Here is a 13543-nt window from a genome sequence, read left to right as displayed (position 1 = left end):
ATCACGTGAGCAACCCGTTCGAGGACCCCGACGGCTCCTATCTCGTCCTCGTCAACGACGACGGACAGCACTCGCTGTGGCCCGCGTTCGCCGACGTCCCGCCCGGCTGGACGGTGCGCCACGGCCGGGCCGGCCGGGACGCCTGCCTGGACCACATCGAGCGTGCGTGGACCGACATGCGGCCGGCGCACCTGAGAGACCGCGGCACCGGTGGACCCGGCCCGGCCGGCTCCACCGCGGCCGCCGCGCGCACGGCCACCGCCGATCCCGCCACCGGATCGGAGGCGGGCGTCCCAGGGGAGGCCCGATGCCCGGCGGCGGGTGCGGCGGGCGCCGCGGACCCGGCGGGGCGGACCGGTCTCCGCGGCGCCGCCGAACCCGCTGCCGGCACGGAAACGGGCTCCCCGGCCGGGGCCCGATGCCCGGCGGCGGGCGGCGCCGGTGCCGCGTATCCGGCGGCGCCGCTCGACGTCCGCACCGCCGCCGAACCGGTGCCCTACCCCTTCCGCGACCACGTGCGGCTGGAGATGGACCCGCTCTACGCCGAACTGCGCGAGCACCGGCCCGTCCTGCGCGTCCGCGTCCCCTTCGGCGACGACGCCTGGCTGGTCACCCGCTACGACGACGTCAAGACGGTCATCGGCGACCCCAGGTTCAGCCGGGCGCTGGCGGCCGAGAACGACGAATCGCGCCTGACCCCCCTCCCGGTGCACACCAGCATCCTGGGCACCGACCCGCCCGGCCATACGCGGCTGCGCAAGCCGCTGGCGCGCGCGTTCACCACGCGGCGGGTCGAGGAGATGCGCCCCCGCATCCGGCGCATGAGCGAGGACCTGCTGGCCGACATGGAGTCCCGCGGCGCGCCCGGCGACCTGGTGGAGGACTTCGCGCTGCCCCTGACCGCCCTCGTCGTCTGCGAACTCCTCGGCGTGCCCGCCGGCGACCGGCCGAGGTTCCGGCTGTGGCTCGACGCGTTCTCCAGTACCACCGCGCTCAGCGTCGAGGAGATCGAGATCCGCACCGCCGCGCTCTACGACTACATCTCCGGCCTCGTCGGCCGGCGCCGGGAGACGCCCGCCGACGACTTCATCAGCGCCATGATCCGGGTCCGCGACGACACCGGCGCATTCAGCGAACAGGAACTCGTCGAACTCGTCAGCGTGCTGCTGATCGCCGGGTATGAGACCACCTCGGCGCAGCTCATGAACTCCGTGCACGTCCTGTTCACCCATCCCGACGCCTACCGGGGACTCCGGGGCGACCCGGGGATGATGTCCCGGGCGGTCGAGGAGCTGCTGCGGTTCGTGCCGCTGGACGCCCACGTCGCCTTCGCCCGCTACGCCCGCGAGGACGTCGAGCTGAGCGGCACCCTCATCCGCGCCGGAGAGGCCGTGCTCCCGGTCCTGACCTCCGCCAACCGCGACGCCGCGGCCTTCGAGAACCCCGACGTCCCCGACTTCCGCCGCGAGCGCAACCCGCACATCGCGTTCGGCCACGGCGTGCACCGGTGTGTGGGGGCCGCACTCGCAAAGGCCGAACTGGAGGAGGGGCTCCACACGCTGTTCACCCGGTTCCCGGGCCTGCGCCCCGCTGTGCCGCCGGAGGAGATGGCCTTCCGGGAGGGCATCCAGGTGCGGATCCTGCGGCACCTGCCCGTGGCGTGGTGAGCGCCGCGGGCGCCCCGCGCCCGCGCGAGACGCCTTCGAGGAGATCCGAGGAGAGAGGACACGACGACGTGACCAGCGTGCAGCCGGCGCAGCCCGGTGGGGACCCCTTGGCCGGCGGGGTGCGCGGCGGTGGCGACCCCTTCGTCGGCAGCGGTCCGCTGTCCCGGCGCCACCCGCTGCGGCCGGCCTCCGACCGCTACCCGCGGGGGACGACCGTCCTGGAGGCCGCCGTCGACAAGACCGGCCGCTGCCTCTCGGCCCTGGGGCGGCCGCCCGCGGAGGCGCGCGCCCTCGCCGCCCTCATCACCGACGTGTGGGGGGTGTGGGCGGACGCACCCGTCGCCACCCCGGCGTGGCGCTGCTATGCCGCGGCCGACGGTTCCCCCTTCGAGCTGTCGGCGTCGTGGACCGGCAACGACGTCGAACTCCGGGTCACGGGCGAGGCGCTGGCGGATCCGCCCGGTCCGGCCGCCAACCAGGAGCTCGCCTGGGCGCACCTGCGCGGCATCGCGGGCCGGCCGGGCGTCGACCTGGGCCAGGTGCTCGCTCTGGAGGACCTGTTCCGCTCCGACGAGCCGCGCGAGCACTACTGGATGATGCACGGGGTGGCGGTCCGCCCGGGGGCCGACCCGTTGTTCAAGGTCTACCTGGACCCGCACGTCGGCGGCTCCGAGCACGCCGGCGACGTCATCGACGAGGCCATGGCCCGGCTCGGCATGGGCGCGGCCTGGCGGCGCACCCTCGACCACACCGGCGCGTTCGGGGGACCGGGCCGGATCGGGTCGCTGGCGCTCGACCTCACCGATCCCGAGCGCGCCCGGGCCAAGATCTACCTGCAATACCCCGACCACGACGCACGCGCCATCGACAGCCAGGCCGCGATCGCGGCCGGCCACGTGCCCGGAGCGTTCGCCGCGGCGCTGCGGACCATCACCGGCCACTCGGCGCCGCCCTTCGGCAAACCGCCGGTGACCTGCTTCGCGTTCCGGAAGGGGAGGAGCGTGCCCGCCGCGGCCACCCTGTACGTGCCGATGATCCCGGAGTTTCCGGACGACGAATCGGCCCGGGACCGCACCGCCGCCTTCCTGAGCCGCGAGGGGATCGATCCCGGCCCCTACGCGGCCTTCCTGGAATCGCTGGCGGACCTGCCGCTCGCCGAGACCCGCAACCAGAACTTCATCGCCTACCACCCCGCCCCACCCGGCACGACCCCGCGCTTCTCCTGCTACGTCGCCCCCGGCCTCTATGCCTGACACGGCACCGGCGCACACCGACGACCTGGAGGCCGCACCCGCCGAGGCCCGGCACAGCGCGGGGACGGGGCCGCCTTCGTGCCGGCGCCACCGCGGTGTGGAGGACCGCGCTTCGCGCGCCGTCCGGAGGGTTGCCCCAAGCGGCCGCCCATGCGAGGGCCGCGCCTCTCCCCGCCCGGTCCCGGCAGCCGCCGACCGAGTGCCGTCCCGCCGTCGCACGCGCGGCCGCGGGCAGCGTCCCTCCCCGGCCGGAGTCGGGGCCGCCACGCAAGGAGTTCGCAGGTGAATCGACAGATAGCAGGACTACGCCCGCCCGGCGGGCCGGGGGATCCGGGGCTGTCGCCGGCCGGGACGCCCGGTGTGCGGAGACCGCCCCTGTCCGGGGCGGTCGCGATCGTCACCGGTGGATCGCGGGGGATCGGGCGGGCCATCGCCCTGCGGTTGGCGGGCGACGGCGCGGCCGTGGCGCTGGGCTACCACGTCGACGGTGACGCCGCCGACGAGGTCGCCGCCGGCATCCGCGCCGCGGGCGGCCGGGCCGAAGCCGTGCGGGTCGACCTCCGGGCGCTGCCCGATATCGTCCGGCTCTTCGACGTCGCGGTGGAGGAGTTCGGCGGCCTGGACATCCTCGTCAACAACGCGGGGACGATCGCCACCGCCGCCATCGCCGACATCACCGAGGCCGACTACGAGGACGTCATGGCGGTCAACGCCAAGGCCCCGCTCTTCGCGCTGCGAGAGGCGGGGCGCCGGATGCGCGACGGCGGCCGGGTCGTGAACATCTCCTCGCTCAATACGGCCCTGGCCGAGCCCGGTGCGGCGGCCTACGCGGCGAGCAAGGCGGCGCTGGAGCAGTTCACGCGGGTGGCCGCGGTGGAGTTCGCCGAGCGCGGGATCACCGTCAACACCGTCTCGCCGGGGCCGGTCGAGACCGACCTGCTCTTCGGGAACAACCCGCCCGAGGCGCTGGGCCGGATCGCGGCGATGACGCCGCTCGGCAGACTCGGCCGCCCGGCCGATATCGCCGACGTGGTCGCCTTCCTCGCCGGACCGGACGCGCGCTGGCTCACCGGGCAGAACCTGCGGGCAACGGGCGGCCTGGGCTGACGGCGATCCGCGCCCGCACCGGACGGGGCCCGGTGCGGGCGCGGACGGGCGGAACCGTGGAGGCCCGCGGCGGCCGGGCCCGGACGCCGCCGATCGCCGATCGCGGGGCCACGGGCCCGCCCGACGTCCTCGGGCCTCCGATCCCCCGGAGGCCCGAGGACACTCCCCGCGCGAGCAGAGCCCGCCCCGGGACCGGCCGAGCGGGTGAACGCCGATCCCGTTACCGACCTGGATCAGGCTTAACCGGAGGGTTGGACGGCCCAGTCGGGCATCGTGGGGAACGGTGCGAGGCGGTAGGCCGGAGGTTCGGTGCCGTGCAAGTGGCGCACGAGGTAGTCCCAGGTGCGCCGTGTGACGTAGTGGCGACGGCCGTGGAAGCCGTGCTCGACTCCGGGCACGAGGAGCATGTCCACGTCGGCATCGGCGTCGATGAGCGCGTCGACCAGGCGCAGGCTCTGGTGGGGGAGCACGTTGTCGTCGAGTTCGCCGTCGATCAGCAGGAGCTTGCCGTGCAGGTCGCCGGCCCACAGCGTGTTGACCAGCGCTCGACGGTTCTCCTCGGTGATCTCGCCGTGGTTCTGCTCGACCCAGAACGGCAGGTAGATCGAGAGGTCGTGGGCGCCGGCCTGCGCGACCCCCACCGAGTAGATCTCGGGGTGGGCCAGCAGGGCCCGGACCGTGAAGAACCCGCCGCCGGAGTGGCCGGTGATCCCGACCCGGTCGGTGTCGAGCCAGGTGTGGCGTCGCCCGAGCTCGCGGATGGCGGCGACGTGGTCGTCCAGTGCTGCGGCCATGCCCAGGTCCCCGTAGGAGTGGTCGAGGAACGCCTTGCTGCGCACCGGGGTGCCCCGGCCGTCGAGCGCGACGACCGCGAACCCGAGCGCGGCCAGCGCTTCGGGCTCTCCGGTGAACAGGTCGCCGAACGCCGGTGAGGCTCGGTGGATATTGGGTCCGGGGTAGGTGTGGTCGATGACGGGGTAGCGCCGTGCCGGGTCGAAACCGTGCGGGCGCCACAGCAGCCCGTAGATCGGGGTGTGCCCGTCGGCGGCGGTCGTCCGGAACCGTTCGGGTGGGCTCCACCCGACCGCCTCCAGCGCGGTCGAGTCCGGGGCCTCGAGTTCGACCAGCACTTGGCCGTCGTCGCCGAGCACACTCGTGCGGGGCGGGCGGGCGGCGGTCGAGGCGCGGTCGACGAGGTAGCCGCCGTCCGGTGGGCCGACCGCGTCGTGGTCGAGGTCGTCGTCGGTGATTCGCACGAACCCGCCACCGTCGAGATCCACCCGGCAGATCTGACGGACGTACGGGTCCTCGTTCAGCCCGCAGGCGAGGAACCACACTCGGCGGCGCTCCTCGTCGACCCGCAGGATCCGGCGGACCAGCCACTGTCCCCGGGTGACCTGCCCGAGCTGTTCGCCGTCGGCCGAGTAGAGGTAGAGGTGACCCCAGCCGTCGCGCTGGGACCACCACAGGATCTCCCCCGAGCCCAGGACGCGCACCATGGGCGGGACGTGCAGGTACGGCGAGGGGTCCACCCGGGTCCGACCGGTCTCGGTGATCAGCGTCGTCACCGCACCGGAGCCGGGGGCGAGGCGGCGCAGTGCGAGGGTGCGCCCGTCCCGGGACTGGTGCAGGATATGGACGGCGTCCCCCTTCTCCCCCGACCACCAGCGCCGTTCGAGGGCGTAGGGAGACACCAGGACCTCCGGCTCGCCCGAGGCGGCCACACTGTGCCCCGTGCGGACGTCGAAAACGTGCCAGGACATCGTCGCCTGCGCCTCGTCGCCGGGCATCGGGTAGCGCACACGATGCGCCACCGGCCGTCCGCCGCCTTTCGGGGCGGCCTCCACGACGACCTGCTCGGGCAGCCCGCGCTGGTCGATCCGGTGGGTGATCAGCCGGGTGGAGTCCGGCGACCACGCCGCCACGAGCACCGACTCCAGCCCCAGCATCGCCAGCTTCGCCTTCGTCCCCGCCTCGGGCAGCCCGCCGTAGTCCCAATGCGGCTCGGCGTCGTCGGTGAGCGCGAACTCCCGCTGCCCGTCCCGGCTGCGCACCCAAACGTCGCCGGCCCGCCGGAACGCCACCCACGCCCCGTCCGGTGACGCGATCTCTCCCGGCCCCACCGGGGGGCCGCCCTCGATCCGCGTGCAGGTCCCGGCTCGATCCGACCACTCCCACCGCGTGTCGAACGCCGTAAACCGGATCACGTCCCTGTCCTGGCCGGGGGCCTCGAACTCTACCGAGGTGAGCGGCGGATCGTCGGCCACCACCGCGTGTCCGGACGCCTGGGACAGTGCCGCGGCGAGCCGCTCGTGGTCGAACGCGTCCCGCCGGGTGCCCGCCGCCGGGTCGACCATGACGTGCCGCGCCCCGGACCGGTACCGGAATCGCGCACCGTCGTCGGACCACTGCGGTACCACCGCGGCCCGTGGCATCAGCCGGGCCCGGTACGGGGCGAGCATCTGTTCCGCGCGGGCGTAGTCGGTGTCGGTGAGCTGGATGTGCTCGGCCGGGTCGATCACGTCGGAGCCTTTCGTCAGGGGCCAGGCCGACCACGCAACACTGTGACGCCGCGTCGGTGTCAATCCGACTGTGAGCACGACCACCGGCTCTCGCCGCGCCGAGGGGGCGAACCGCAGCACTCGCAGCTCACCGTCCGTCCCTGACGCACACCCGCTGACCAGGCCGAGCGCCAGGTCGGCGATGCCTCCGTGCCCGACCGGTTCCCTGTCAGGGAACGTGCCGAGCCGCGGGAGGCCCCGAACGGTGGGGGGAGCTCAGACGCGGACCACGATCTTTCCCCGTGTGTGTCCGCGCTCGGCGTAGGCGTGCGCCTCCGCGATCCGTTCGAGCGGGTAGGTCCGCTCGATGCGGGGTGTGTAGCGGCCCTGCCGGCCGAGTTCGCCCGCTTGAGCGAGGAGCGTGGAGTCGTTCTCCGCGTTGGCCGGATGCACGCCCAGGCGCCGCGCGTTGGCGTGGTCGGCGACCGTCGACACGCGAGCCGGGTCGCCGACGATCGCGACGAGGTCGGCCAGGGATCCGGAGGCCGCGGTGTCGAGCGCGATGTCGACACCGTCCGGAGCCAGGTCGGCCAGGCGCTCCGCGAGGCCGGTTCCGTAGGTGGTGGCAACGGCGCCGAGAGAGGTGAGGAACCCGTGGTTGCGCTCGCCGGCCGTCCCGATCACGGTGGCACCCTGAGCCACCGCGATCTCGACCGCGGCACTGCCCACGCCTCCGGCGGCGCCCTCGATGAGAAGGGTGCGCCCCCGCAGGGGACCGAGCGCCTTCAGCCCGCCCATCGCGGTCACGGATGCCAGGCCGGCACCGGCCGCTTCCTCGTCGGTCCACGCGGCGGGCGTGTGGGCCCAGGCCGAGAGCACCGCCAGCTCCGCTGTCGCGCCGGTGACGCCGCCCAGCCCGAAGACACGGTCGCCGATGCCCACCCCCCGCACCCCGTCGCCGGTCGCGTCGACCACGCCGGCGGCATCGCGCCCGGGAATCGCGGGCAGGTCCACGGGGAGCATCTCGCGCGCGGCACCGGAGCGCACCTTCCAGTCGATGGGGTTGACCCCGGCCGCCGCGACGCGGATGCGGATCTCGCCGGGCCCGGGATGCGGGTCCGGCACCTTCTCGACCACGAGGGTCTCCACACCGCCGTACTCGTGATATCGGACTGCGCGCATGACGTCGTGCCTTTCCACGCGGCCTGAACCGGCCGTTCGTGAGATCAGTGGGGTGGATGTTCGGCGAGCGCCGACACCGAGCACCCTAAGAGCTGACGTCAGTGTCAGATGCAAGTCGGGCGGGGGCCCGATCGACGTCCTCGGCCGGTGGATCTCCGGAGAACGAGGGCACTCCGGTTCTCCGGCCGTGTGGGGTGCGCGCCTGGCCGGACGCCGACCGCGCGGCGTGTTCAGCGGCGTCGCTGACGAGGGGGCGGCGAGGGGCCGCGATGCGGCTGGGCGGTCTCCTTGGAGCGGGCGCGGTGTGGCCGGCCGGATCGCGGCACCGGCGAGACCCCCGGAGCGCGGCGTCGGCGCCCCGGGCCTTGGGCCCGGGGCGCGTCGGGTGGCCGCGGGCGCGTCAGCGGGTCGGGGCCGTTGCCCGGGAGCCCGCCTGGCGGGGTATCGCCGCGCCGCCGGTGTCGAGCACACGGCGCAGGAACAGGGTGGACATCTCCATGGCGGCCGTGCAGGCGCTGGTGTCGCGCATCGCGTCGAGCATCATGAAGTCGTGGATGATGCCCTGGCAGCGGATCGCCGAGACCGGGACCCCGGCCTCGCGCAGCCGGGCGGCGTAGGCCTCGCCCTCATCACGCAGCACGTCGGCCTCGCCGGTGATCACCATCGCCGGCGGGAGGCCCGTGAGCTGGTCCGTGCGCGCACCCAAGGGGGAGCAGGTGATCTGCGCCCGGTCGTTGGGGTCGGTGGTGTACTGGTCCCAGAACCAGATCATGGCCTCGCGGGTGAGGTAGTACCCGTCGGCGAATCGGTGGTAGGACTCGGTGTCGAAACTCGCGTCGGTCACCGGGTAGAAGAGGACTTGGCCGGCGAGCCCGATGGTGCCCGTCTCCTTGGCGAGCAGGGTCATCGCGATGGCCATGTTGCCGCCGACCGAGTCGCCGCACACCGCCATGCGCGACGCGTCGAGCCCTTGACCCGCCCCTTCGGCCACCACCCATTCGGCGACGGCGTAGCACTGCTGCACGGCGATCGGGTACCTCGCCTCAGGGGACCGGTCGTAGTCGGGGAACACCACGGCGCACCCGGTGCGCACCGCGATCTCGCGCACCAGCCGGTCGTGGGTGGCGGCGCTGCCGAACACCCACCCCGCGCCGTGGATGTACAGAACCACGGGAAGCGTCCCCGAGGCGCCGGCGGGGCGCACGATGCGCACGGGCACCTGCTCGGTGGGGCCGCCCCGAACGGTCACCCAGTCCTCATCGATCTCGGGCTTGGGCACGCCTTCCCCGGCTTGCAGGTCCTCCAGGACCTGGCGGCCCTCGTCGGGCGGAAGCTGGTAGATGAACGGCGGTGTGGCGGTGGCGTCCGCCATCTCCTGGGCGGCCTGCTCCAGGACGACTCGGTTCGACGACATGGCGCTGCCTTCCTTTCCGGGGGTGCGGTGCCAGGAGCGTGCGCCGCCCGGGCCGTTCGGCGGTGCCGCCGCCGTCCGGGCCCGCGCGGCACGGGCATTCAGAACCCCCCGGGTCCCGCTGCCCACGCCGTGAGCAGGGGAAACGGGGTCGGGGCGGTTTCCACGGCGGCCCCGTTCGCAATGCCCTGCCCGGTGGGCTGCCGCAGATCCGGCGGTGTCCGCCGGATCACCGGTCCGATTCCGTCGTGATCGCGTACCGTGGTCGCGCCATGGCGTCGGGTGAACGGCGGCGCATCGGGTGGGGTTCGGCTCCGCGGCCGCGGGTAGCGCGTACCGGTGGTCGAAGTGGGGGAGATGGACATGGCGGTCACAGTGGGCAGGTTCGTCGCCACGATCCTCCTGGTGGCGTCGATGTCACTGACGGGCTGCTGGAACCGCGAGGTCCCGGTGCCGAGGATCGATCCCGACCCGCTGGGGCTGGATTCGGTCCCCACCCTCGGCGGGACCCGCTAGGACGCCGTGGGCGCCCCCGTCACGGCCCGACCGGATCAGGGCCACTCCAGGGTGTCGGGCCGCTGCGGCGCGGACACGGGGGAGTCCGGGGCCGCATGGCCGAAGATCGAATGCACCCACGCGTAGAGCGCGTCGCCGGGGCAGTCGGTGTCGCGGCCGTCGCGATGCCCCATGCGCGTCAGCGTCCGGCCGGTCTGGTGGTTCGCCTCGGCGTACAGGGCCTGCATGGACGCCAGTGCCTTCGGTGAGGGCAGCACCGTGAAGTAGGTGCCGATGATGCACGCTCCGATGGCCGAGACGTTGTGGTTGGGGCAGTGCGCTCCCTGGGTGGTCCAGCCGCGGCCCTCGTAGATGTGGCCGTCGTTGTCGATCAGGAAGTTGTAGCCGATATCGGACCAGCCACGCTCGTCCATATGGATCGCCTGAATCTCCTTGACCGTCTGCGTCGTGGGTCCTTCGGAGTGGTGCACCATGAACTCGGTGCGCTGCGAGAGCTGGACGGGCGTGCGGTCCAGCGGGGGGCGTGCGCCCCACTTCGCGCGGGTGACGATGTCGATCATGGGTACCTCCCGGCCGGTGAAAGCCCCGCGTGAGCGCGGCGCGGGTGAACATGGGACGGATCGGCGAACAGCACCGGTCCCTTCGTCCGGTATCGCTACCCAACCGCTCTGACCTGCAACGTCGTCCTTCGTGCGGCCGAGTTCGGCGGAGCCGCGCAGTGCCGCCGAACGGCCGCTCCTGCGGCGTGGTGGGCACGCGCCGCGGTGGGCGGTCCGGCGCGGTGGACGCGGCACCCTCGCGGCGCCGGGCACTCCCCGGGATGGACGGCGGGCTATTGCGCGGGACCGCGCGCCGCCGTACTGTCGTGGGGCCGTGGTGTTCGGGAAGTCCGGTGGGAAACCGGCGCGGCCCTCGCCACTGTGAACGGGTAGTCCGATGCCCCGTCCCACCTCCGCCGTCGCCGGCGGCGGCCAGGACGGCGACGGCCACTGGACGCGTCCGCCCGGACGCGGCTGGGAAGGCCGGCAGAGGGCGGCGACCCGCAAGCCAGGAGACCGGCCACGGCGCGACGACCGTCCACGAGGTGCTGGAGATGGGTCCCCTGACATGCATATCGCCGAAGGCTTTCTGCCCTGGCAGCACGCCGCCGCCTGGACCGCCGCGGCCGCCCCTTTCGTCGTCCACGGCGTACGCTCCCTGACCGCCGCCGTCCGTGCCGACCCCGAAGCCAAGCTGCTCCTCGGCGCGTCCGGCGCCTTCTGCTTCGTCCTATCGGCCCTGAAGATCCCCTCGGTCACCGGCAGCTGCTCGCACCCCACGGGCGCCGGCCTGGGCGCGATCCTCTTCCGGCCGCCCGTCATGGCGGCACTGGGCACGCTCACGCTGCTGTTCCAGGCGCTGCTCTTGGCGCACGGCGGGCTGACCACGCTCGGCGCCAACGTGTTCTCCATGGCCGTGGTGGGCCCGTGGGTGGGCTACGGGTCCTACCGCCTGGTGCGCGCGGCCGCCCGCTCCCTCCCCGAGACCACGGCCGTGGGCACGGCGGTGTTCACGGGCGCGGCGCTGGCGAGCCTGAGCACCTACACGGTGACCAGCCTCCAGCTCGCCATGGCCTTCCCGGATCCGTCGGGCGGCCTGCTCGGCGCGTTCGTGAAGTTCGGCGCGATCTTCTCCGTCACCCAGGTCCCCTTGGCGATCATCGAGGGCCTGGTGACCGTGGTGATCATCCGGCTGCTGACCACCGCGAGCCGTGGTGAGCTGCTGCGCCTGGGAGTGCTGCGCCGATCGGCCGGCGGTGGCGCGGCCACGGCGGCGGCGGACGGGAAGGCGGCGTGACCGTGCCCAAGACCGTGACGACCTGGATCCTGGTCGCGGTGGCCGCCGCGATCGCCGTGCTGCCCCTGCTGATCGGTTCGGGCGACCACCTCGCCGAGCCCTTCAGCGGCGCCGACGGCCAGGCCGAGGACGCCGTCGCCGAGACGCACCCCGGCTACGAACCCTGGTTCGCCCCGCTCTACGAGGCGCCCTCTGGGGAGATCGAATCCGGCCTGTTCGCCCTTCAGGCCGCCATCGGCGCGGGGGTGATCGGGTACTACTTCGGGGCGGTCCGGACCCGCAACCGGTTGCGGGCGGGCCGGCCTCCCGCCGCGGGCGCGTCCGACGCCGGCTGAGCGGCGCGCGGCGTGCTCGCGATCGACGCTGCGGCCTACCGGAGCCCGTGGCGGCGCGTCCATCCCGCCGTCAAGGGGGCGTTCTTCGGCGGCCTGATCGTGTGCGCACTGGCCCTGCCGGCCTGGCCGGGCGCCGCCTTGGCGGCGGTGGCCGCCCTGGCGGCGGCCCTCGGTCCGGCGGGGGTTCCGCCGCGGGCCTTCGCCCGGGCGGCATGGGCGCCCCTGGCGTTCATCCTCACCGGTGCGGTGACACTGCTGGTGAGCGTCGGGGGCAGCGCGGGGACGGTCGCGTGGGCGCCCGACGGCGCGGCCCGGGCCGCGGAGATCAGCGCCCGAGCCGCGGCGGCGCTGGTGTGCCAGCTCGGCTTCGCCTTCACCACCCCGCTCGCCGAACTGCTGCCGCGGCTCACCCGGATCGGCCTGCCGGCCGCGCTGGTGGAGGTGGTGGCGCTCGTCTACCGGATGCTGTTCGTCGTGCTGGACACCTCGCGGCGCATCGGCACCGGCCAGGCCGCCCGGCTGGGCTACAGCGGGTGGAACGCGCGGCTGCGGTCCCTGGGATCGCTGGGCGCCGCGCTCTTCATCCACTCCTACGACCGCGCGCGGCGCATGCAGCACGGGCTGGAGTGCCGGGGCTACACCGGAGACCTGCGCGTGCTCCTGGAACCCTTGCCGCTGCGTCCGGCGGCCGTCGCCGCTGCCGCCGGGGTACCGCTCCTGGTCGCCGCGGCGACCCTCACCTACGCCTACGGAGTCCGCCCGTGACCGCTGGACCGCCCGCCGTCCCCACCGCCGGAGCCGGCCCCGACGTCCACGAGGCCCCCGCTGCGCTCTCCGGGCACGGCCTGGCCTTCGGCTACAGCGGGACCGCACCGGTCTTCACGGGGCTGACCGTCGAGGCCGCCGCCGGGGAGGTGCTGGCGGTCCTCGGCCCCAACGGGGGCGGCAAGACGACGCTGCTGAGGCTGCTGACCGGCAGCCTGACCCCGGACGCCGGCACGGTGCGGCTCGACGGGGTTCCGGTGCCGCGCAGCCGCTCCGGCCGCGACGCGCTGCGCCGGCGCGCCCAACTGGTCTTCCAGGACCCCGACGACCAGCTCTTCTCGGCGAGCGTCCGGCAGGACGTCTCCTTCGGCCCGATGAACCTGGGGCTGCCGGCCGAGGGCGTACGCGACCGCGTGGCCTGGGCCCTGGACGCGCTCGACATCGCCGGACTGGCCGACCGGCCGACGCACCTGCTCTCCTACGGCCAGCGCAAGCGCGTGGTCCTGGCGGGCGCGCTGGCGATGCGGCCATCGGTCCTGGTGCTGGACGAGCCGACCGCGGGACTCGACCCCGCCGGAGTGGAATCGCTGCTCGGCACGCTGGAAGGGCTGCGCGCGGCGGGCACCGCGCTCGTGGTCTCCACACACGATGTCGACCTCGCCTTCCGCTGGGCCGACCGGGCGGCGGTCCTCGACCGCGGGCTGCTCGCCACCGGCCCGGCGCGCGCCGTCCTCGCCGACAGCGGACTCCTGTCCGCCGCCCGGCTGCGCCCGCCGTGGGCCCCCGGGACGGCCTCGGCCCTGCGCCGCGCGGGCCTGCTCCCCGCCACCGCCCCGGCCCCCGCCACCCCCGAGGAGGTGGAACTGCTCGTGGAGAACGGCTAGCCACCGCCGGCGCGGGAGCGTTGGCGGTTCCCAGCGGTTGGAACCCGGGGACCTCCAAAGGATAAGTCGGACCAGATCGAGCATCA

General features: G+C 74.1%; 12 protein-coding genes and 1 riboswitch. Of the genes, 8 read left to right on the top strand and 4 right to left on the bottom strand.

Annotated features, from left to right (window positions below):
• The first annotated feature begins 5 nt into the window (after nt 1-5).
• The 3 genes from ACFO4E_RS20005 to ACFO4E_RS19995 all read left to right on the top strand — a co-directional run bounded on the left by ACFO4E_RS20005 (nt 6) and on the right by ACFO4E_RS19995 (nt 4027).
• Nucleotides 6-1667 carry a cytochrome P450 gene (locus ACFO4E_RS20005; protein WP_378577016.1) on the top strand — a complete coding sequence of 554 codons (1662 nt, stop codon included), beginning with the start codon at nt 6-8 and terminating at the stop codon, nt 1665-1667.
• Nucleotides 1668-1735: 68 nt separating this feature from the next.
• Nucleotides 1736-2920, top strand: coding sequence for a tryptophan dimethylallyltransferase family protein (locus ACFO4E_RS20000; protein ID WP_378577014.1), 1185 nt, complete (start codon nt 1736-1738; stop codon nt 2918-2920).
• A 360-nt stretch (nt 2921-3280) separates the two neighbouring features.
• On the top strand, nt 3281-4027 hold the full coding sequence (locus tag ACFO4E_RS19995) for an SDR family oxidoreductase (RefSeq protein WP_378577013.1): 747 nt from the start codon (nt 3281-3283) through the stop codon (nt 4025-4027).
• 239 nt (nt 4028-4266) lie between these two features.
• On the opposite strand, the gene ACFO4E_RS19990 is transcribed toward ACFO4E_RS19995, so the two are convergent.
• From ACFO4E_RS19990 to ACFO4E_RS19980, 3 genes are all read right to left on the bottom strand, one after another.
• Nucleotides 4267-6549 carry a S9 family peptidase gene (locus ACFO4E_RS19990; protein ID WP_378577011.1) on the bottom strand — a complete coding sequence of 761 codons (2283 nt, stop codon included), beginning with the start codon at nt 6547-6549 and terminating at the stop codon, nt 4267-4269.
• 255 nt (nt 6550-6804) lie between these two features.
• Entirely contained in the window at nt 6805-7710 is a 906-nt protein-coding gene (locus ACFO4E_RS19985) for an NADP-dependent oxidoreductase (RefSeq protein ID WP_378577009.1), read from the bottom strand.
• A gap of 400 nt (nt 7711-8110) precedes the next feature.
• Nucleotides 8111-9124, bottom strand: coding sequence for an alpha/beta hydrolase (locus tag ACFO4E_RS19980; protein WP_378577008.1), 1014 nt, complete (start codon nt 9122-9124; stop codon nt 8111-8113).
• Nucleotides 9125-9484: 360 nt separating this feature from the next.
• Here ACFO4E_RS19980 and ACFO4E_RS19975 point away from each other — a divergent pair, with 360 nt between their 5' ends.
• Nucleotides 9485-9637: a hypothetical protein gene (locus ACFO4E_RS19975; RefSeq protein ID WP_378577006.1), complete on the top strand. Its 153-nt coding sequence runs from the start codon at nt 9485-9487 to the stop codon at nt 9635-9637.
• Nucleotides 9638-9672: 35 nt separating this feature from the next.
• On the opposite strand, the gene ACFO4E_RS19970 is transcribed toward ACFO4E_RS19975, so the two are convergent.
• On the bottom strand, nt 9673-10197 hold the full coding sequence (locus ACFO4E_RS19970) for an N-acetylmuramoyl-L-alanine amidase (RefSeq protein ID WP_378577004.1): 525 nt from the start codon (nt 10195-10197) through the stop codon (nt 9673-9675).
• 297 nt (nt 10198-10494) lie between these two features.
• A riboswitch (cobalamin riboswitch) is annotated at nt 10495-10715 on the top strand.
• 29 nt (nt 10716-10744) lie between these two features.
• Between ACFO4E_RS19970 and ACFO4E_RS19965 the strand changes: the two genes are divergently transcribed.
• The 4 genes from ACFO4E_RS19965 to ACFO4E_RS19950 are packed head-to-tail and all read left to right on the top strand — an operon-like array spanning nt 10745 to nt 13457.
• Complete coding sequence (locus ACFO4E_RS19965) at nt 10745-11473, top strand: energy-coupling factor ABC transporter permease (protein WP_378577003.1); 729 nt, start codon at nt 10745-10747, stop codon at nt 11471-11473.
• A 2-nt stretch (nt 11474-11475) separates the two neighbouring features.
• The gene (locus tag ACFO4E_RS19960; RefSeq protein ID WP_378577001.1) at nt 11476-11808 is read left to right on the top strand and encodes an energy-coupling factor ABC transporter substrate-binding protein; all 333 of its coding nucleotides are present in this window, start codon (nt 11476-11478) and stop codon (nt 11806-11808) included.
• 12 nt (nt 11809-11820) lie between these two features.
• Complete coding sequence (cbiQ, locus tag ACFO4E_RS19955; RefSeq protein ID WP_378576999.1) at nt 11821-12573, top strand: cobalt ECF transporter T component CbiQ; 753 nt, start codon at nt 11821-11823, stop codon at nt 12571-12573.
• Nucleotides 12570-13457: an energy-coupling factor ABC transporter ATP-binding protein gene (locus tag ACFO4E_RS19950; RefSeq protein ID WP_378576998.1), complete on the top strand. Its 888-nt coding sequence runs from the start codon at nt 12570-12572 to the stop codon at nt 13455-13457. Before cbiQ ends, ACFO4E_RS19950 begins: the two co-directional genes overlap by 4 nt.
• Nucleotides 13458-13543: the final 86 nt, after the last annotated feature.

This window comes from Nocardiopsis mangrovi (assembly GCF_042653925.1).
Lineage (GTDB): Bacteria > Actinomycetota > Actinomycetes > Streptosporangiales > Streptosporangiaceae > Nocardiopsis_B > Nocardiopsis_B mangrovi.
This window is presented reverse-complemented; position numbering and strand designations above follow the sequence as displayed.